Genomic DNA, 19918 nt, shown 5'->3' with positions numbered 1-19918 from the left:
TGAAAATGAAGAAATTAACCTATATATTTTTATTGGCAAGCTGCTTATTACTGGCTTCTTGTGAATCGTGGTTGGATGAAGATCCGCAATATACATTGAATACACAAATTCAGTTTTCTACTTCTGAAAAGGCGCGTGCAGCATTGTATGGATGCTATGGATATTTTGCATTGACTAGTGGAGGATATGGTCAGCATTGGCAGGAAATTCCGGTACGGTATAGTGGTTTCGGATGGGCCCAGACCAATGGGGGAACAAATGATATGTGTGGATGGTTGCAATGTGACTATACAGATGATTTGCTGACAAATGCATGGTATGTGATGTATAAAGTAATTAATGAAGCTAATGCATTTATAGCCAATGTGGAAAGCACCTCTTTAGAAGATAAAGACGAAATGGCTGCAGAAGCTCATTTCTTGCGTGCCTTGTCTTATTATAATCTTGCGGTATGTTGGGGAGATGTACCTTTGAAAACAAGCCCTTCTTCTCATGATGGAGTAGCTGTGTCTCGTTCTCCGCGTTTAGAGGTGCTGGATGTGGTACGGACGGACTTGGAATTTGCTGCGAGATATTTACCGGAAACAAATTCTGACGGATTTCCAACGAAATGGGCTGCAGAAGCATATTTAGGAAAATTATATCATACTTTAGGCTGTTTGGGTGATGCCACAGCTTGGGAAAAAGCAAGGACCTATTTTGAAGGAGTGAAAGGTAAATATGATCTGGAACCGAAATTTTCTAATTTATTTGTTGATAAGATTAAAGGTTCAAAAGAGTCTATATTCCAACTGGGATTTCAGGTGAATGGTGAGTTGTCTTCTTTCAATAGAGGGTCTTGGGTCTTTAATCCTGCTGCATCATCTTATGGTAAGAGTTTTCATAGAGTTAAGTGTACGAAAGCATTTTATGATTTTTTTGCGGGAACCTATTTCGGAGATCCTCGTATTGAAACTACATTTATGGCAAAATGGAGAAAATGTACAAACAATGTCGGACCTGTAGCTCAAGTAGAACCTGTGCCGTCTGCCCGCGACTCCACCTATGAATATCCTTATTTCACTTATGATAGTGGTGTAAAACCGGCAGGTTGGAAAAATAACAAGTTGTTAGTTGGTAGAATTCCTTATGAGTTATTGACTAATAAAGAGAATCCGAGCGCAGATGAAATTCTGGCTATCACGGATGATGAAGCGAAATTTGATGAGAAATACCGTAAAGGATTGAAAGATTATCTAAATGTATGTACTGCTGCAGGTAGAACAGGAGAAAGAGCGGCATGGCCTCATTTTGCAAAAACCTTTGATATGAATATGGCAGGTATTGCCAGTCATAAAAATCTGATTTTATATCGTTATGCAGATTTATTATTGATGTTGGCTGATGTCTATAATGAATTGGATAGAAAAGACGATGCTATTAATACGGTAGATCTCGTGTTGGCGCGTGCACGTAAGTCGGGAGCTAAGGTTTCTGCACAACCAGCCAAATGGGAGTCAACCTTAACAAAAGATCAAGTACGTGAAAAGATATTCTTCGAAAGACTTTTTGAAGGTGCCGGTGAAACTGAAATGTATCAAATGATGCGCTTGCGTGGAACTGAATATTTGAAAAAAGCGCTTACTGTGAATAATAATCACTCCATAACTAAAAAGTGGCAGGAAAATAATCCCAATGCAACGGGAGTCTGGGGAGAACGTATTTACAATAATGGAAATTTGGATGATGAGACTTTCTTGAAGAAGAATCTGTTGTTCCCCATTCCGCGCGATGAAATGAATACTAATATAGCTATTACGGAAAATAACTTCGGCTATTAAAAAAATGTAGTTATAACAGGTAATTTTAGATTTCCCGGATGCAGAGGAGGGGTGTTTCTGCTCTTCATTCGGGTTTTCTGTTATTAGTAGAAATCATTGTATATGTTTTCTAGGATTTGCTGGATTGGGAATGAGTCGTAAATAGTGTTTTTTACTACTTTTTCTTTATGAAACAGCTAGAAGTGGAGAATATTGGAAATTAATTGGTGATTTGTGAACATAGATTTGGTCGACAGCCCCCTACCTTTGTCACAACAATCTTATACAAAATAGTATTTATGGAAAAACTGCAATCAAACTTATTTTTTCCTTTAGCGGGAGTAGCTGCTATAGCTTCCCTAGCTTCTTGTGCAGGCAAGCAAAAACCTGCGGAACAGCAACCTCTGAACATTGTTTATATCATGACAGACGACCATACGGCTCAAATGATGAGCTGTTATGACACTCGCTATATGGAAACTCCGAATCTCGACCGTATTGCAGCTGACGGAGTACGTTTTACTCAAAGTTTTGTGGCCAATTCTTTAAGTGGTCCCAGCCGTGCCTGCATGATAACGGGTAAACATAGCTGTGCAAACAAATTCTATGATAATACCACTTGCGTTTTCGACAGTTCTCAGCAGACTTTCCCTAAACTCTTGAGAAAAGTCGGTTATCAGACCGCATTAGTCGGTAAATGGCATCTTGAGAGTTTGCCATCAGGATTTGATTACTGGCAAATCGTCCCCGGACAAGGAGATTATTATAATCCGGACTTTATTACGCAGGACAATGATACCATTCAGAAACATGGTTATATCACCAATCTTATTACGGATGATGCCATTGACTGGATGGAAAACAAGCGTGACCCACAAAAGCCTTTCTGCCTTTTGATTCATCATAAGGCTATTCATCGTAACTGGATGGCAGATACTTGCAATCTGGCTTTATATGAAGACAAGACCTTCCCGTTGCCGGATAATTTCTTTGATGATTATGAAGGCCGTCCGGCTGCCGCTGCACAAGAAATGAGCATCGTGAAAGATATGGATATGATCTATGACCTCAAAATGCTGCGTCCTGACAAGAACTCGCGGTTAAAATCACTGTACGAAAGATTCTTGGCCCGAATGGACGAAGGACAACGTGCTGCATGGGATAAATTCTATGGTCCGATTATCGATGACTTCTACAAACAGAATCCGCAAGGCAAAGACCTTGCCAATTGGAAATTCCAGCGTTATATGCGTGACTATATGAAGACGGTTAAATCGCTGGATGACAATGTAGGTCGTGTACTCGATTATCTGAAAGAAAAAGGATTGCTGGATAATACACTTGTGGTCTATACTTCCGACCAGGGCTTCTATATGGGCGAACATGGCTGGTTCGACAAACGATTTATGTATGAAGAATCCATGCGTACACCGCTTGTCATGCGCTTACCGAAAGGCTTCGACCGTAGAGGGGATATCACCGAAATGGTACAGAATATCGACTATGCACCCACTTTCCTCGAATTGGCAGGAGCAGAGGTGCCATCGGATATTCAGGGAGTCTCGCTTGTTCCTCTGTTGAAAGGAGAACATCCGGAAAACTGGCGCAAGGCACTTTATTATCACTTCTATGAATATCCGGCCGAGCACATGGTGAAACGCCATTATGGAATACGCACAGAACGCTATAAACTGATTCATTTCTATAATGATATCAACTGGTGGGAACTCTATGACATACAGGCAGATCCGACAGAGATGCATAACCTCTACGAGCAACCTGAATACGAGCCGGTAGTGAAGGAATTGAAAGAAGAGATGTTGAAACTACAAGAACAATATAATGACCCTGTCCGATTCTCCCCCGAAAGAGACAAGGAATAACCCTGAAATAATATCATGATAAAATATATCTTCATACTGTTGACCGGATTTCTGGCATCAATAGTGACAGGATGTGATAATACAAACTTAACACGCAGTATTTCTATGGTTCCGCGCCCGGCACAGATGATGCCGGGCAGTGGCAACCATTTATTCTCCGATCAGACAGTTTTTGCAGTGGAGAATGAGGAGCAGGCGGAAATTGCAAGAGGTTTGATTACTTTGTTTACTCGTACAGCCGGTTTTACCCCCAAACTGAATGTAGGAGGAGAGGGGAATGTCCGTTTGCTGACAGACCCTTCTTTGAAGAGCGAAGCCTATTCTTTGGAAGTTTCTCCCCCAGAGATCGTTATTAAGGCTTCGGATAACAAAGGCTTTTTCTATGCCTTACAAACAATTCGCCAATTACTTCCTCCCTCCATTGAAAGAGAAAGTTTGTTGGACAAGAAATTGGAATGGAGCATTCCGGTCGTAATCATTCAGGATGAACCACGTTTCGGATACCGGGCATTGTTGTTGGATGCATCCCGTTTCTTTATTCCTAAAGAAAATGTATTACGTATCATTGATTGTATGTCAATGCTTAAACTGAATACACTTCATTTTCATTTGACAGACGACAATGGCTGGCGGGTGGAAATAAAGAAATATCCCCGATTGACGGAAGTCGGTGCGTGGCGGGTGGATCATCAGGATTTGCCTTTTCCTGCCCGTCGCAATCCGAAAAAGGGAGAACCTACCCCGGTAGGAGGCTTCTATACCCAAGAGGACATCCGGGAAATGGTGGCTTATGCTGCTGAACGTCAGGTTGAGATTGTGCCCGAAATAGATATGCCTGCTCATAGCAATGCTGCATTGACAGCGTATCCCAGACTGGCTTGCCCGACGGTGAAGGATTATATTGGTGTATTGCCCGGCTTGGGAGGACGAAATTCCGAGATCATTTATTGTGCAGGAAACGACAGTGTTTTCAACTTTTTGCAAAATGTGATGGATGAAATCATGGAATTGTTTCCCTCACGCTATATCCATATTGGTGGTGACGAGGCTCAAAAAACACATTGGAAGAAGTGTCCGTTGTGTCAGGCACGGATGAAAAAAGAAAATCTGGCTAATGAAGAGGACCTGCAAGGATATTTCATGAAGCGGATAAGTGACTATGTACGTAGCAAAGGCAGAGAGGTGATCGGTTGGGATGAACTGACCAATAGCAGTTTTCTGCCGGAAGAGTCTATTATTCTTGGTTGGCAAGGGTTTGGACAGGCTGCATTGAAGGCGGCAGAGAAAGGACATCGTTTTATTATGACTCCGGCACGCATTATGTATCTGATTCGTTATCAGGGACCGCAGTGGTTTGAACCGTTGACATATTTCGGGAATAATACCCTGAAAGACGTGTATGACTACGAGCCGGTACAAAAGGATTGGAAACCGGAATATGCTTCGTTATTGATGGGTGTACAGGCTTGTATGTGGACAGAATTCTGTAATAAACCGGAAGATGTGGACTATCTTTTATTTCCTCGTTTAGCCGCGTTAGCCGAAGTAGCTTGGACACAACCGGATAAGAAAGACTGGGCTTTGTTCCTGAAAGGAATGGACAGGTATAATGAGCATCTTGCAGAGAAGGGAATTGTTTATGCTCGTTCCATGTATAATATCCAGCATAAAGTGACTCCCGAAAATGGTGTGTTGCAAGTGAAGTTGGAGTGTATTCGTCCTGATGTGGAAATCCGTTATACAGTAGATGGTAGCGAGCCGACGGCTAGTTCATCTTTATATACCGATTCATTAACGGTAACGGCGACTCAAATCATTAAGAGTGCTACCTTTGCACAAGGTGAGCAGATGGGGCAGACGCTTGTATTACCTATTGTCTGGAACAAAGCGACCGGCAAACCTATCCTCGGAAATAAACCGAATGAGAAACTCATGACGAACGGATTACGTGGTAGCTTGAAGTATACAGACTTTGAATGGTGTTGTTGGGAGAAGAGCGACCACATATCTTTTACGATAGATTTGCTGCAAAAAGAAAAATTGAATGCTTTTACTATAGGTTGTATCACTAATTACGGCATGGCGGTACATAAACCGAAATCAATCCGTATCGCAGTTTCAGATGATAACGAAACCTATCGTGAGGTAGCAGGTCTGAATTTTACTTTCCGGGATATATTCCGTGAAGGAACCTTTATCGAAGATTTCTCCATGGATATGAAAGGAACGGAAGCAAGATATGTCCGTGTAACGGCAGAAGGGGCGGGAGAATGTCCTGCCGACCATGTACGTCCGGGACAAGAGGCGAGAGTTTATTTTGATGAAATAATGATTGAATAATCAATATTGGTTATTTGAGGCATGGATTACACGGATTAACACTGTTGCTTTGCGTAATCATAGTACTGAAGCTGTGAAATCTGTGTAATCCGTGCCTTAAAATAATAGCTTTAAGAAATAGTATGAACTAAATTAATAATGAGTACTTAACCATGAATAACCTGAAGAAACGAACGTTTTTAATCTTATCAGCAGTACTGGCTGCCACAACTTTCATGTTAGCGCAACAACAACCGTTGCCCGAATGGCAAAGCCAATATGCGGTGGGACTGAACAAACTCGCTCCTCACACATACGTATGGCCTTATGCCAACGCTTCCGACATTGAAAAGCCGGGAGGATACGAGCAGTCTCCATTTTATATGAGCCTGAACGGAAAGTGGAAATTCCATTGGGTGAAGAATCCCGATAACCGTCCGAAGGACTTTTACCAACCTTCTTATTATACAGGAGGATGGGCGGACATCAACGTGCCCGGTAACTGGGAACCACAGGGGTATGGTACAGCTATCTATGTCAACGAGACGTACGAGTTTGATGATAAAATGTTCAACTTCAAGAAAAATCCGCCGCTGGTTCCTTATGCAGAGAATGAAGTCGGCTCCTACCGCCGTACCTTCAAAGTGCCTGCCGACTGGCAAGGACGCAGGGTTGTACTTTGTTGTGAAGGAGTTATTTCTTTCTATTATGTATGGGTGAATGGAAAATTACTGGGATATAACCAGGGATCAAAGACGGCTGCCGAATGGGATATTACAGATGTACTGAATGAAGGTGAAAATGTGGTCGCTTTGGAGGTGTACCGTTGGAGTTCGGGCGCTTATCTGGAATGTCAGGATATGTGGCGTTTGAGCGGCATCGAACGTGACGTGTATCTTTACAGTACCCCCAAACAGTATATTGCAGACTATAAACTGAATGCTTCTTTAGACAAAGAGAAATACAAAGATGGTATTTTCGGACTTGAAGTGACCGTAGAGGGACCTTCCGCTACTACTTCTTCCATTGCTTATACACTGAAAGATGCTGATGGTAAAGCTGTTTTGCAGGATGCTATCCGGATAAAATCCCGTGGATTGAGCAATTTTATCGCATTTGAAGAAAAGAAGCTCCCCGGTGTAAAGGCTTGGAGCGCGGAGCATCCTTATCTTTATACATTAATGCTCGAATTGAAAGATGAACAAGGCAAGGTCACTGAACTGACCGGCTGTGAAGTAGGTTTCCGTACCTCGGAGATTAAAGACGGACGTTTCTGTATCAACGGCGTTCCGGTACTGGTGAAGGGAACCAACCGTCACGAACACTCCCAACTGGGACGTACTGTGAGCAAGGAACTGATGGAACTGGACATCAAACTGATGAAGCAGCACAATATCAACACCGTGCGTAACTCACATTATCCCACGCATCCTTACTGGTATCAACTTTGCGACCGTTACGGCTTGTACATGATTGACGAGGCAAACATCGAATCTCACGGAATGGGATATGGTCCTGCTTCCCTTGCCAAGGATAGTACTTGGCTGACTGCGCACATGGATCGTACCCACCGCATGTATGAGCGTTCCAAGAATCACCCGGCTATCGTTATCTGGTCGTTGGGAAATGAAGCCGGAAACGGAATCAACTTCGAACGTACCTATGACTGGCTGAAATCGGTAGAGAAAACTCGTCCCGTGCAGTATGAACGTGCTGAATTGAACTATAACACAGATATTTATTGCCGTATGTACCGCAGTGTGGACGACATCAAAGCGTATGTAAACGAGAAAGACATCTATCGTCCTTTCATTCTTTGTGAATACCTCCATGCAATGGGTAATAGTTGCGGTGGACTGAAAGAATACTGGGATGTATTTGAAAACAACCCGATGGCACAAGGCGGCTGCGTTTGGGACTGGGTGGATCAGTCATTCCGCGAAATAGACAAGAACGGTAAATGGTACTGGACGTATGGCGGTGATTACGGACCGGAAGGAATTCCGAGTTTCGGCAACTTCTGCTGTAACGGCTTGGTAGGTGCTAATCGTGAACCGCACCCGCATTTGCTCGAAGTAAAGAAAGTATATCAGAACATAAAAGCAACGCTCGCAAATCAGAAGAATCTGACCATCCGTGTTAAGAACTGGTATGATTTCTCTAACTTGAACGAGTATATACTGAACTGGAATGTGACAGCAGATAATGGCAAGATATTGGCGGAAGGTACGAAAATGGTTGATTGTGCGCCGCACGCCACCGTCGATGTTACTTTGGGTGCTGTAAAATTTCCGAATACAGTCCGTGAGGCTTATCTGAATATCAGCTGGACCCGTCGTGAAGCTTCTTCAATGATAGATAAGGACTGGGAAGTGGCATACGACCAGTTTGTACTTGCCGGTAATAAGAATTACACAGGCTACCGTCCGCAAAAAGCAGGCGAAACGACTTTCACCGTTGATAAGAAAACAGGAGCGCTTACTTCATTGAATCTGAACGGCAAAGATTTATTGGCTGCTCCGCTGACATTGAGCCTTTTCCGCCCGGCAACGGATAATGACAACCGGGATAAGAACGGCGCACGCCTGTGGCGCGATGCAGGACTGGATGGTCTGACCCAGAAAGTAATTTCACTGAAGGAAAGTAAGACTTCGACTACTGCCCGTGTAGAAATTCTAAATGCGAAAAATCAAAAGGTAGGAACAGCCGACTTTGTGTATTCGTTGGATAAAAACGGTGCACTGAAGGTACACACTACTTTCCAACCTGATACGACCATCGTGAAATCCATAGCCCGCTTGGGACTGATATTCCGGGTAGCGAACTCTTACGATCAGGTTTCTTATCTGGGACGTGGGGACAATGAAACATACGTTGACCGCAATCAATCCGGCAAAATCGGTGTATATCAGACCACACCGGAACGGATGTTCCATTATTATGTTGCTCCGCAGTCTACGGGTAACCGCACCGATGTACGTTGGGCAAAATTGGCAGATACTTCCGGCGAAGGCATCTTTGTTGAGTCGGATCGTGCTTTCCAGTTTAGTATCATTCCTTTCTCGGATGTATTATTAGAGAAGGCCCGCCATATTAATGAACTGGAACGTGACGGATTGCTGACTGTACATCTGGATGCCGAACAGGCAGGCGTGGGAACGGCCACTTGTGGTCCCGGAGTATTACCGCAATACCTGGTTCCATTAAAGAAACAGAGTTTTGAATTTACCCTTTATCCGGTGAAATAGATACTGAATCAATAGGTTTTTAGATAATATATAAAGGTGGGGGTTGCACTGATTGGATGGAATATCGTAAGAAAGTATTCCGTGATAATCGTTGAAATCTGCACCTTTATTTTATCTTTGTACGATTACAATAATGAATAGACCATGAATAAACTACTAACCTCTCTTTTATTGTCTGTTACTCTCATGGGTGGAGTGCAGGCGCAGAAAAAAGAAAACTATTATGTGAAGCATGTTGAGTTTCCTCAGGGTGCAACTCTCGAACAGAAAGTCGATATGGCAGCACGGCTGGTACCCACTCCGCAGCAATATGCCTGGCAGCAAATGGAACTGACTGCTTTCCTTCATTTCGGAATCAACACCTTTACCGGACGTGAATGGGGCGACGGAAAAGAGGACCCCGCACTTTTTAACCCTTCGGAACTGGATGCTGAACAATGGGTACGTACCCTCAAGGAAGCCGGCTTTAAAATGGTGCTTCTGACTGCAAAACATCACGACGGTTTCTGCCTGTGGCCTACGGCTACTACCAAACATTCCGTAGCCTCTTCTCCCTGGAAAAACGGACAAGGCGATGTAGTGAAAGAACTTCGTGCTGCCTGTGATAAATATGATATGAAGTTTGGAGTATATCTTTCTCCCTGGGACCGGAATGCGGAATGTTATGGAGACTCTCCCCGTTACAATGAATTTTTTATCCGGCAACTGACTGAATTGCTCACTAATTATGGTGAAGTGCATGAAGTCTGGTTCGACGGAGCGAATGGAGAAGGTCCGAACGGAAAGAAACAGGTGTATGATTGGGATGCTTTCTATCAGACCATCCAACGCCTTCAACCCAGAGCTGTGATGGCAATTATGGGGGATGATGTCCGCTGGGTAGGAAACGAAAAAGGATTAGGACGTGCAACTGAATGGAGTGCAACTGTGCTAACTCCCGGCATATATACCCGTTCACCAGAGAATAATAATCGTCTGGGAGTTTTTGGTAAAGCGGAAGATTTGGGAAGTCGTAAGATATTGGAGAAAGCTACGGAATTATTCTGGTATCCTTCGGAGGTGGACGTATCCATTCGTCCGGGATGGTTCTATCATGTGGAAGAAGACAGCAAAGTGAAGTCTTTGAAACATTTGGCGGATATTTATTTTCAATCAGTAGGTTATAATTCCGTTTTGTTGCTGAATATTCCTCCGGATCGTAGGGGATTGATTAATGAAGCCGATGTGCAGCGATTGAATGAATTTGCAGCTTATCGTGAGCGGGTATTCGCTTCTAACAAGGTTGTGAATGGCCGAAAATATTGGAATGCAACTTTCGGCAGTGAAAAGGTTTATTCATTGAAGCCGAATGCAGAGATAAATGTGGTGATGCTTCAGGAGGATATAACGAAAGGGCAGCGGGTAGAAGCCTTTACGGTGGAAGCCCTGACTGATAATGGTTGGAAGGAAGTTGGAAAAGGTACGACGATAGGATATAAGCGTATGTTGCGTTTTCCGGCAGTTAAAGCCAGTAAGCTTCGCGTGAAAATAGACGAATGCCGGTTGACTGCATCTATTAGTCAGGTTGCTGCCTATTATGCGGAACTTTTGCAGGAAGAAACAAAGAAAGAAGACTGGAATAATTTGCCGCGTTCCGGATGGAAACAAGTGGCCGTCTCTCCATTAACGGTTGATTTGGGGAAGACAGTAACATTGAACAGTTTTACGTATGCTCCCGCGAAAGCCGAGGCTAAGCCAACGATGGCATTCCGTTATAAATTCTTTGTAAGTGTGGATGGTAAGAATTGGAAAGAGGTGCCTACTAGTGGGGAGTTCAGCAATATCATGCATAATCCGTTGCCACAGACGGTTGCTTTCAATCAGAAAGTGAGGACACGTTTCATTAAACTGGAGGCCACTACACCTGATGCTGCCGTTGCTAAAGTAAATATGGATGAAATAGGAGTGATGGTGGCTCCCTGATAGAGCCCTCATCGGAAGATATGTTTAGAGAATAGCAGTGTAGACCGGCCTCTTGATTTTTAATGAATCAGGTGCCGGTCTCTTTTTTTTCTAAACCAAATGAATATTTTACTGTTATTAATTAAAAAAAGACAGAAGTTATGTTAGTAGTAGATTTAGGAAAATGGATGAATAAAACCCTCATAAATTGGGGAATAGATCCGGCTGTTGCCGATCGTTTTGATGAGACTATTATGGCTTTATTGATGATAGTGGTTGCCATCGTTCTGAATTACCTCTGCCAGGCGATTCTAATCGGAGGAATGAAACAGTATACGAGGCGGAAGCCCCATCAGTGGAATACATTGCTGATGAAGCGCAAGGTGTTTCATCATTTGATTCATACCATCCCGGCTTTTTTGGTTTATGCTTTGTTGCCGATGGCTTTTATCCGGGGAAAAGAGTTGTTGTTGATTTCTCAAAAGGTATGTGTCATTTATATTATTTTCTCTTTACTATTGGCTATCAATGGGATTCTGTTGATGATAATGGATATCTATGATGGAAAAGAAACGATGAAGGATCGCCCGATGAAAGGGTTTATTCAGGTCTTGCAGGTGCTTCTTTTCTTTGTAGGTGGAATTGTGATCGTTGCCATTATCGTGAATAAGTCTCCTGCCACTTTGTTTGCCGGGTTGGGTGCTTCGGCAGCTATTTTGATGTTGGTGTTCAAGGATTCCATATTAGGCTTTGTGGCAGGTATCCAGCTTTCTGCCAATGACATGGTCCGTCCGGGCGACTGGATAACATTGCCTTCCGGCGACGCAAATGGTACGGTACAGGAGATAACATTGAATACGGTCAAGATTCAGAATTTTGATAATACCATTTCCACTATTCCCCCTTATACGTTAGTGAGCAGCCCTTTCCAGAATTGGCGGGGAATGGTGCAGTCGGGAGGACGACGGGTGATGAAGAATATCACTTTGGATTTAACTACACTTCAATTCTGTACGCCGGAAATGCTGGACCGTTACCGGAAAGAAATTCCATTAATGGCGGATTATCAACCGGAAGAAGGAGTGGTTCCTACCAATTCTCAAGTGTACAGGGTGTATATTGAGCGCTATTTGTGCAGTCTGCCTGTGGTCAATCAGGATTTGGATCTGATTATCAGCCAGAAAGAAGCTACCATGTACGGAGTACCTATTCAGGTTTACTTCTTCTCCCGCAATAAGGTTTGGAAAGAATACGAGCGTATTCAGTCCGATATCTTCGATCATTTGCTGGCAATGGTTCCGAAGTTTGATTTAAAAGTTTATCAGTACTCGGATTAGTCAACCATCAACAGGGGAATATATATTCTCAAGTATTCTCACCACTATGAGAATTTATTCTCATAATGGTGAGAACTTTTTCTCATTGCAATGAGAATATTTTCTCACTACGGTGAGAATGATCTCTTGTCAGAATATACTGTGACGTCGTTTAGTGAGTTCTAATCAATAGGGAATCAGTTCGAAGTCTGCATAAACAGGAAGATGATCGCTGATACCTCCCTGATATTTCATTCCTTTGTAGGTGCGGAAAGGTTCTTTATCCCCATATTTCTCGTCTTCTTTCAGTAAAAAGGGGAGAAGACAGACGTTTGCTCTTTCTTCACTGGTGAAAAAATGGCTCGATTGATTTAATAGAGTGCCCGATACAATCAGGTGGTCAAGCAACCCCCATTCACCGCGATATTTGTAAGAACCGAAGCTTTTTGACTTTGCTTTCCGGGCAAGCGGATGATATAGTTTTAATGAGGAAGGAACAATTGTTGAAGGGTTGGTGGAGTTGAGTGTTGAGGCTGGCTCTTGGGTAGTAATGGGAGGTGCTTCGGCTTCCAGTACTTTCTGGATAGATTGATTCGTGGGATAATCATTGAAATCCCCCATAATAATAACTTGTGGATGAGAACGAATATTCAGAATGTGATCGACTTCCGTGCGCAGAATTTGAGCTGCGTATAAACGATAGGGTTCCGATTCTTTAGCTCCACCCGAACGGCTTGGGAGATGGCAGACAAATACATCTAATGTATCTCCTGTCAACAGAAGTCCGCTGACGTGCAGTAAATCTCTTGTCGGGCGGTATTGTCCCAATGGAGGAATGGGGATAGAACGGGAAGATAACAACTTGAATAAATCCCGTTGATAAAGCAGGGCTACGTCAATCCCTCTCAAATCAGGGGAATCAGTCATTACATAACGGTAGTTAAGCTCTTTTAAAGGAGAACGGTGGGTCAGATCACGCAGCACCGTATCATTTTCTACTTCGCATAATCCGACTAGCGCAGGAGGATTCCATTCTCCAATAGCTGTGATTACGCGCGCCACATCAGCCAGCTTTTTCTTATATCTGCTATAATTCCAATGACGCAGCGCATCGGGAAGAAAATCACGGTCGTTCTTTAAACTATCATGATGCGTATCAAACAGGTTTTCTATGTTCCAGCTGACAACACGGAAAGGGATTCTTTCTTCCTGACAGGGAGCTTGTTTGCTATGATAGTCTTGTGCGATGACATAACAAGGAGCGAAGAAACTTACGACAATTAAAAACATTGTGAAAAAGAGCATGGCAACAGCATTTTTTTTTCGCTTGTTACCATACTCTTCTTTGTGATATTTGGTCTGTCTGTTATTTCTTGGCAGGTACATGTGCCAAGATATCCAATAGATGTTTCCAGAACTTCTCTACGGTAGGAATAAGCATCCGTTCGTCGGGAGAGTGAACGCCTGTAAGTGTCGGTCCGAAAGAAACCATATCCAACGTTGGATACTTATCAAGGAACAGGCCGCACTCCAATCCTGCGTGGATTGCTTTTACTTTCGCATCTACGCCGAATAAACGTTTGTATGATTCAACAGCTACTTCGAGGATGGCCGAATGTGGATTCGGTTTCCATCCCGGATAACCTTCTCCGAAAGTAACATTGGCTCCTGCCAGTTGGAATACGGCACGAACCGTGTTCGCCATATCGTTGCGTGCGGACAGTATAGAACTTCTCTGACTGGTTTCAATGCGGATGATATGGTTGGGCTTCATCTTGACAGATGCCAGATTGGTAGAAGTTTCCACCAGTCCGGGAATATCCTGGCTCATGGCATATACACCGTGAGGAGCTGCATACAGAGCTTTTAATAAACGGGCGGTAGTATCTTGGTCGATAGCCATTTTGCGTGGATTTTCCGATTCGAGAACCAGTTTTAAGTCGGGTTCTACAACGGATAATTCGTCTTCCATTTCGCTGGTGAAGATATTCAGTTCGGTGCGGACATCGTGTTTGGCATCTTCGGGAACAGCACAGATGGCATAAGCCTCGCGGGGAATAGCGTTGCGCAGGTTACCTCCGTTGATTTCACATAGGTACAGATCGTGTCTGGTAGCCATGCGGGAAAGGAAACGGTTCAGAATTTTGTTGGCATTGCCACGTCCCAGGTGAATGTCGCCACCGGAGTGACCGCCTTTCAGCCCTTTCACTTCCACCTTGAAGAAGAAATATCCGGCGGGAACTTCCACTTCCTTATAAGTAAATTCTGCAACGGAGTCAATACCTCCGGCACATCCGATAAAGATTTCCCCTTCATCTTCCGAATCGAGGTTCAGAAGGATGTCACCGCTCATAAAACCTTCTTGCAGGGCAAAAGCTCCGGTAAGTCCGGTTTCTTCGTCTACGGTAAACAGGCATTCCAGCGGACCGTGCTCAATGCTGTCGTCAGCTAGGATAGCCAGCTCGGTAGCTACACCGATACCGTTGTCGGCTCCGAGGGTAGTACCTTTGGCTTTCAACCATTCACCGTCAATTTCCGTTTCGATGGGATCGGTGAGGAAGTCATGTTGAACGTCGTTATTCTTTTCGCATACCATGTCGATATGCGATTGCAGAACGACGGTTTGCAGATTTTCTTTTCCCGGAGTAGCGGGCTTTTTAATCAATACGTTGCCGGCTTCGTCCACCTTGGTTTCCAGATTATGTTTTGCTCCGAATGCCTTCAGGTAGGCAATTATTTTCTCTTCCTTCTTCGAAGGGCGCGGCACTTGGCAGATTTCCTCGAAATACTTGAATACGCCAGCCGGCTTTAAGTCTTTTTTTTCCATGCTGTTTCTATTTTATAATAGGAATAGAAGGGCTGTTTTCGCTTCTTCTATTGCTAAATATGGTTAATTTGATTGACTTATCTGAACTCATATCTCATTAAAGCCTATCTTTGCACTCACAAAATTAATAGAAATGGTTGAGACTATACTGATAACTTTGTTAATAGTTGCTATTTCCCTGGTATTATTAGGGGTGAAAGTATTCTTTACGAAGGGTGGGAAGTTCCCGAATGGTCATGTGAGCGGGAATAAAGCGTTGCGTCAGAAAGGAATCGGATGCGCACAATCGCAAGATCGCGAAGCACAAAAGAAACCGCGTTTTTCTATTAACGAGTTGGAAAAAGCCTTGAACGATAGTATGAATTAAATTTATTAAAAACAATACTTATTAATTATGAATAGAATGAACTACCTCATGAACGGTTTGGCTGCTCTTGCGTTTATCGTTTTATTTTCACAATGTGCTGGCAAAACTGACAATCAAACTACAAATGCTCCGGCGCAGGCTAATGCCGAACTGTCAGGAATGAAAATTGCCTATGTTGAAATAGATACGCTGCTTGCCAAATACAATTTCTGTATTGACTTGAATGAGGCGATGGTAAAGAAGAGCGAAAACGTTCGTATGACATTGAATCAGAAGGCTACCTCTTTGAACAAGGAAAAACAAGATTTTCAGAAGAAAGTTGAAAATAATGCTTTCCTGTCACAAGATAGAGCGCAGCAAGAGTACAACCGTCTGGTGAAGTTGGAACAAGATTTGCAAGAGTTGAGCAACAAACTTCAGAATGGTCTGATGGAAGAGAACAACAAGAATAGCTTGCAGTTCCGCGATTCTATCAACGCTTTCCTGAAAGAATATAATAAGACTCACGGATATAGCCTGATCTTCAGCAACACTGGTTTCGATAACCTGCTTTATGCTGACAGCACTTTCAATATTACAAAAGAAATTGTTGATGGGTTGAATGCAAGATATTCACCTGTGAAGAAATAAATGATATTAAACTGTTCCGTTCCTTATAAAAAGGACGGAACATTATCGAATTAAAAAAAAGTTATGCCTGTTCAAGACTGCGAAGCCATGAACGGGCTTTTTTTATGATCTTTCTTTTTCTTCTTCCTGTGGAATACGGAAAGCGGTGTAAAGTTCGAGGATGGCAGCAACTGTGAGGCAGGCAATCCATTCATTGCCTCGTGTGGTAAACATAAAGGCTCCGGTCAGGATAAGTGCCAGTGCACCGAATATCTGCTGAACGCGCAGGCGTTTCAATGTTTTGCTCTTTCCTTTGACGGGTGTGTTCACTTGTGCCAATGCGATACATCCGGCTCCAACAGTATATATGTAAGGAGCGTATATCCATCCGGTGATAAATACGGCTGCTCCGGCGAGAGCCATTATGGCGCCCACGACAAAAAGGGCAGGTACTAATTGTTTCATTCTTTAATCTTCAAAAACGTAAATATCTTCGTTGGGTTTCTTCATCAGATACTTTTCACGGGCGATCTGTTCGATGGCGTCCGGATTGGTACTTATTTCGTTGAGACGTTTGGTATTCTCTTCGTAATCTGTCCGGTACTTTTCTATCTCTTCTTTCAACTGGCTGATTTCCCGTTCATATCCGAAACGACGAATCAGGCTGTTCTCGTCCAGAAAGCCAATGATAACAGCAAATGCAACGACCGTAATGAGGTACTTGCGTCTGCATATGAAACTCCAGATACTGATTAGTTTACCCATAATTTCTCCTTTTAATATCTGCAAAGATAAAACTAATAACTTAAAAACTTATCGCTTCGGCTTCAAAACTTCTCTCTTTATCCCTTATTACTTATCACTTTTTTTGTGTACATTTGCAGAATAAGCGAAAATTCAAAAAACAGAGAGAATCCCGGATATGGAAAACTATATCGTTTCAGCCCGTAAATACCGTCCGTCCACGTTCGAATCGGTGGTGGGACAGCGGGCGTTGACTACTACGCTGAAAAATGCAATTGCTACCCAAAAACTGGCTCATGCTTATTTGTTTTGCGGACCGCGCGGGGTAGGAAAGACGACTTGCGCGCGTATCTTTGCCAAAACCATTAATTGTATGACGCCCACCGCTGACGGAGAGGCTTGCAATCAGTGTGAGTCATGTGTAGCTTTCAACGAACAGCGGTCATATAATATTCACGAACTCGATGCTGCTTCCAATAACTCGGTGGATGACATTCGCCAATTGGTGGAGCAAGTACGCATCCCGCCACAGATTGGTAAGTATAAGGTATATATCATCGACGAGGTGCATATGCTCTCGGCATCTGCTTTCAATGCGTTCCTGAAAACGCTGGAAGAGCCTCCCCGCCATGCAATCTTTATTCTGGCTACGACGGAGAAGCATAAGATTCTTCCTACTATTCTTTCCCGTTGTCAGATTTATGACTTTAACCGGATAAGTGTGGAAGATACGGTGAGCCATCTGTCGTACGTTGCTTCGAAAGAAGGAATCACGGCAGAGCCGGAAGCGCTGAATGTGATAGCCATGAAGGCGGACGGTGGTATGCGTGATGCTTTGTCTATCTTCGATCAGGTGGTTAGTTTCACCGGAGGAAATATCACCTATAAGAGTGTGATTGATAATCTGAATGTACTTGATTATGAATATTATTTCCGTCTGACGGATTGCTTCCTCGAAAACAAGGTGAGTGACGCATTGTTGCTTTTCAATGATATATTGAATAAAGGTTTTGACGGAAGTCACTTTATTACCGGATTATCGTCTCATTTCCGTGACCTGTTGGTCGGGAAAGACCCGGTGACATTGCCTTTGCTGGAAGTGGGAGCGAGCATACGCCAACGCTATCAGGAACAGGCGCAGAAATGTCCGCTACCTTTTTTGTACCGGGCTATGAAGCTGTGTAATGAGTGCGATTTGAATTACCGCATCAGCAAAAATAAGCGTTTGCTGGTAGAACTGACCTTGATACAGGTTGCACAGCTTACCACCGAGGGGGATGACGTGAGTGGTGGGCGTGGCCCTAAGAAGACCATAAAACCCGTATTCACTCAGCCTGCCGCAGCACAGCAGCCGCAGGTAGCTTCTGCCACTCAGGTTCAGCAGGCTCCAGTTCATTCGTCTCCGTCTTCAGTTACAACACAGGCTGCTAATGGCACTACTGCCCAGTATCCGCAGGCTTCTGCGGCTGTGCAACCGGGAGCACCGGCTTCTCCTAGGGCGGCTTCGTCTGCTCCGTCGCAAGGAGCGGGAGTTGCTCAGACTGCCAAGGAAGAACGGAAAATTCCCGTGATGAAGATGTCCAGCTTGGGGGTATCTATCAAGAATCCGCAGCGTGACCAAGTATCGCAGAATGCGACTACAACTTATGTTCCTAAGGTGCAACAACCGGAAGAGGATTTTATGTTCAATGACCGGGATTTGAATTATTATTGGCAGGAGTATGCCGGCCAGTTGCCGAAAGAACAGGATGCTCTCGCAAAACGTATGCAAATGCTCCGTCCGGCGTTGCTTAACAACTCAACGACTTTTGAAGTGGTGGTTGATAATGAGTTTGCTGCAAAGGATTTTACAGCTTTGATTCCCGAATTGCAGGATTATCTTCGCGGCAGACTGAAGAACAGTAAAGTGATGATGACAGTGCGGGTAAGTGAGGCAACAGAAACAGTGCGTCCTGTGGGACGTGTCGAGAAATTCCAGATGATGGCTCAAAAGAATCAGGCATTGATGCAACTGAAAGATGAGTTCGGGCTGGAATTATATTAATGTACTTACTTCTATCAGATTACCATCCGGATCTCTGAAATAAATACTCCGGATGGCATCCTGAGCACCTTGACGCTGGACTATACCGACTTCTATTTCTATTCCTTTGGATTCTACTTCGGCTTTTATTTCCTCTATGTTTCCTTCTGTCAGTAAACAGATGTCCGCACTTCCGAAAGCAGGATGCTTGGCGGCAGGAAGGAACTGTGCTTCTCCTACGTGAAGATTGATTTTCTGATTGCCGAACTTGACGGCAAAGCGTTGGTTGCTTGTATCGGCTTCCATTCCCAGGACTTCTGTGTAGAAATGTAGGCTTTTATCTATATCGGACACCGGTATGACGATATGGTCGATATTCTTGATTTTCATATCAATGTAGGCGTTGATTCATGCGGTTTTCATATCTGTCTGAAGGTTTTCTTCCCGGCATGACAATCCACAGGATGATATATATAATCACTCCGGCGAAAGCAGTGAAGAATGTAGCCAATATATATACTATTCTCAATAAAGTAGCATCCCATCCGAAATATTCAGCTATTCCGGCACATACACCTGCAATCATTCGATTGGAAGAGCGGGTTAATTTCTTTTCATTTTCCATGATATACTATGTTCTTTTAGTGCAAATGCTACACAAATATAGAGAATATATTTGGTTTATGGGTTAAACGGAAAGATTTATGTATTATTTGTTAGCATTTTAACTTACTTAATTGGGGGTCAACAATAGACCAACAATAAGGAATATTAGGTAGGATTTAGCATGATTTACTCTCTAAGATGCCTATTTCCTGAAAGCAGAAAACCCTCATAAGCGA

The 19918-nt window shown here is 43.5% G+C and carries 15 protein-coding genes; 9 read left to right on the top strand and 6 right to left on the bottom strand.

Going from position 1 to position 19918, the window contains the following annotated elements; translation table 11 throughout:
- Positions 1-5: 5 nt before the first annotated feature.
- The 6 genes from AAHJ11_RS11035 to AAHJ11_RS11010 all read left to right on the top strand — a co-directional run bounded on the left by AAHJ11_RS11035 (position 6) and on the right by AAHJ11_RS11010 (position 12527).
- On the top strand, positions 6-1820 hold the full coding sequence (locus tag AAHJ11_RS11035; protein WP_148364730.1) for a RagB/SusD family nutrient uptake outer membrane protein: 1815 nt from the start codon (positions 6-8) through the stop codon (positions 1818-1820).
- 278 nt (positions 1821-2098) lie between these two features.
- Entirely contained in the window at positions 2099-3682 is a 1584-nt protein-coding gene (locus tag AAHJ11_RS11030; RefSeq protein WP_148364731.1) for a sulfatase, read from the top strand.
- A gap of 15 nt (positions 3683-3697) precedes the next feature.
- A complete protein-coding gene (locus AAHJ11_RS11025; RefSeq protein WP_413579525.1) occupies positions 3698-6022 on the top strand; it encodes a family 20 glycosylhydrolase in 2325 nt (774 codons plus the stop codon).
- A 152-nt stretch (positions 6023-6174) separates the two neighbouring features.
- Positions 6175-9249 (top strand): glycoside hydrolase family 2 TIM barrel-domain containing protein, encoded by a 3075-nt coding sequence (locus tag AAHJ11_RS11020; RefSeq protein ID WP_320974947.1) that lies wholly within the window; start codon positions 6175-6177, stop codon positions 9247-9249.
- A 144-nt stretch (positions 9250-9393) separates the two neighbouring features.
- Positions 9394-11211 carry an alpha-L-fucosidase gene (locus AAHJ11_RS11015; RefSeq protein WP_320979108.1) on the top strand — a complete coding sequence of 606 codons (1818 nt, stop codon included), beginning with the start codon at positions 9394-9396 and terminating at the stop codon, positions 11209-11211.
- 140 nt (positions 11212-11351) lie between these two features.
- Complete coding sequence (locus AAHJ11_RS11010; RefSeq protein WP_148364735.1) at positions 11352-12527, top strand: mechanosensitive ion channel family protein; 1176 nt, start codon at positions 11352-11354, stop codon at positions 12525-12527.
- A 165-nt stretch (positions 12528-12692) separates the two neighbouring features.
- Here the strand turns inward: AAHJ11_RS11010 and AAHJ11_RS11005 are convergent, their stop codons facing one another.
- Both AAHJ11_RS11005 and AAHJ11_RS11000 read right to left on the bottom strand, forming a co-directional pair.
- Positions 12693-13892, bottom strand: coding sequence for an endonuclease/exonuclease/phosphatase family protein (locus AAHJ11_RS11005; protein WP_298046401.1), 1200 nt, complete (start codon positions 13890-13892; stop codon positions 12693-12695).
- Complete coding sequence (locus AAHJ11_RS11000) at positions 13873-15333, bottom strand: aminoacyl-histidine dipeptidase (protein WP_298046403.1); 1461 nt, start codon at positions 15331-15333, stop codon at positions 13873-13875. Before AAHJ11_RS11000 ends, AAHJ11_RS11005 begins: the two co-directional genes overlap by 20 nt.
- 133 nt (positions 15334-15466) lie before the next feature.
- On the opposite strand from AAHJ11_RS11000, the gene AAHJ11_RS10995 reads away from it, so the two are divergent.
- Together AAHJ11_RS10995 and AAHJ11_RS10990 are read left to right on the top strand one after the other, a co-directional pair.
- Positions 15467-15700: a hypothetical protein gene (locus AAHJ11_RS10995; protein WP_004300805.1), complete on the top strand. Its 234-nt coding sequence runs from the start codon at positions 15467-15469 to the stop codon at positions 15698-15700.
- A 27-nt stretch (positions 15701-15727) separates the two neighbouring features.
- Positions 15728-16330 (top strand): OmpH family outer membrane protein, encoded by a 603-nt coding sequence (locus AAHJ11_RS10990; protein ID WP_004300804.1) that lies wholly within the window; start codon positions 15728-15730, stop codon positions 16328-16330.
- A 102-nt stretch (positions 16331-16432) separates the two neighbouring features.
- Here the strand turns inward: AAHJ11_RS10990 and AAHJ11_RS10985 are convergent, their stop codons facing one another.
- Both AAHJ11_RS10985 and AAHJ11_RS10980 read right to left on the bottom strand, forming a co-directional pair.
- On the bottom strand, positions 16433-16774 hold the full coding sequence (locus AAHJ11_RS10985) for a hypothetical protein (RefSeq protein WP_148364738.1): 342 nt from the start codon (positions 16772-16774) through the stop codon (positions 16433-16435).
- Positions 16775-16777: 3 nt separating this feature from the next.
- The gene (locus tag AAHJ11_RS10980; protein WP_148364739.1) at positions 16778-17074 is read right to left on the bottom strand and encodes an FtsB family cell division protein; all 297 of its coding nucleotides are present in this window, start codon (positions 17072-17074) and stop codon (positions 16778-16780) included.
- A gap of 157 nt (positions 17075-17231) precedes the next feature.
- Between AAHJ11_RS10980 and AAHJ11_RS10975 the strand changes: the two genes are divergently transcribed.
- A complete protein-coding gene (locus AAHJ11_RS10975; RefSeq protein WP_148364740.1) occupies positions 17232-19097 on the top strand; it encodes a DNA polymerase III subunit gamma/tau in 1866 nt (621 codons plus the stop codon).
- On the opposite strand, the gene AAHJ11_RS10970 is transcribed toward AAHJ11_RS10975, so the two are convergent.
- Together AAHJ11_RS10970 and AAHJ11_RS10965 are read right to left on the bottom strand one after the other, a co-directional pair.
- Positions 19089-19466: a VOC family protein gene (locus tag AAHJ11_RS10970; RefSeq protein WP_195649507.1), complete on the bottom strand. Its 378-nt coding sequence runs from the start codon at positions 19464-19466 to the stop codon at positions 19089-19091. The two genes, AAHJ11_RS10975 and AAHJ11_RS10970, sit on opposite strands and share 9 nt — an antisense overlap.
- A 1-nt stretch (position 19467) precedes the next feature.
- Positions 19468-19701 (bottom strand): PspC domain-containing protein, encoded by a 234-nt coding sequence (locus AAHJ11_RS10965; protein ID WP_298046905.1) that lies wholly within the window; start codon positions 19699-19701, stop codon positions 19468-19470.
- Positions 19702-19918: the final 217 nt, after the last annotated feature.

It is taken from the genome of Bacteroides sp. 90-K9/2 (assembly GCF_047310725.1).
In the GTDB taxonomy this organism is placed as follows: domain Bacteria; phylum Bacteroidota; class Bacteroidia; order Bacteroidales; family Bacteroidaceae; genus Bacteroides; species Bacteroides vicugnae.
Note: the sequence above shows the minus strand (reverse complement) of the source record. Positions and strands in the feature narration are given on the sequence as shown.

What these genes read in the sequence shown, in the direction of transcription:
- AAHJ11_RS10970 (WP_195649507.1), bottom strand. Translation starts at nt 19,466, where the DNA reads ATGAAAATCAAGAATATCGACCATATCGTCATACCGGTGTCCGATATA.
- AAHJ11_RS10980 (WP_148364739.1), bottom strand. Translation starts at nt 17,074, where the DNA reads ATGGGTAAACTAATCAGTATCTGGAGTTTCATATGCAGACGCAAGTAC.
- AAHJ11_RS11015 (WP_320979108.1), top strand. Translation starts at nt 9,394, where the DNA reads ATGAATAAACTACTAACCTCTCTTTTATTGTCTGTTACTCTCATGGGT.
- AAHJ11_RS11035 (WP_148364730.1), top strand. Translation starts at nt 6, where the DNA reads ATGAAGAAATTAACCTATATATTTTTATTGGCAAGCTGCTTATTACTG.
- AAHJ11_RS11010 (WP_148364735.1), top strand. Translation starts at nt 11,352, where the DNA reads ATGTTAGTAGTAGATTTAGGAAAATGGATGAATAAAACCCTCATAAAT.
- AAHJ11_RS11005 (WP_298046401.1), bottom strand. Translation starts at nt 13,892, where the DNA reads ATGTACCTGCCAAGAAATAACAGACAGACCAAATATCACAAAGAAGAG.
- AAHJ11_RS10995 (WP_004300805.1), top strand. Translation starts at nt 15,467, where the DNA reads ATGGTTGAGACTATACTGATAACTTTGTTAATAGTTGCTATTTCCCTG.
- AAHJ11_RS11030 (WP_148364731.1), top strand. Translation starts at nt 2,099, where the DNA reads ATGGAAAAACTGCAATCAAACTTATTTTTTCCTTTAGCGGGAGTAGCT.
- AAHJ11_RS10975 (WP_148364740.1), top strand. Translation starts at nt 17,232, where the DNA reads ATGGAAAACTATATCGTTTCAGCCCGTAAATACCGTCCGTCCACGTTC.
- AAHJ11_RS10990 (WP_004300804.1), top strand. Translation starts at nt 15,728, where the DNA reads ATGAATAGAATGAACTACCTCATGAACGGTTTGGCTGCTCTTGCGTTT.
- AAHJ11_RS10985 (WP_148364738.1), bottom strand. Translation starts at nt 16,774, where the DNA reads ATGAAACAATTAGTACCTGCCCTTTTTGTCGTGGGCGCCATAATGGCT.
- AAHJ11_RS11025 (WP_413579525.1), top strand. Translation starts at nt 3,698, where the DNA reads ATGATAAAATATATCTTCATACTGTTGACCGGATTTCTGGCATCAATA.
- AAHJ11_RS11020 (WP_320974947.1), top strand. Translation starts at nt 6,175, where the DNA reads ATGAATAACCTGAAGAAACGAACGTTTTTAATCTTATCAGCAGTACTG.
- AAHJ11_RS11000 (WP_298046403.1), bottom strand. Translation starts at nt 15,333, where the DNA reads ATGGAAAAAAAAGACTTAAAGCCGGCTGGCGTATTCAAGTATTTCGAG.
- AAHJ11_RS10965 (WP_298046905.1), bottom strand. Translation starts at nt 19,701, where the DNA reads ATGGAAAATGAAAAGAAATTAACCCGCTCTTCCAATCGAATGATTGCA.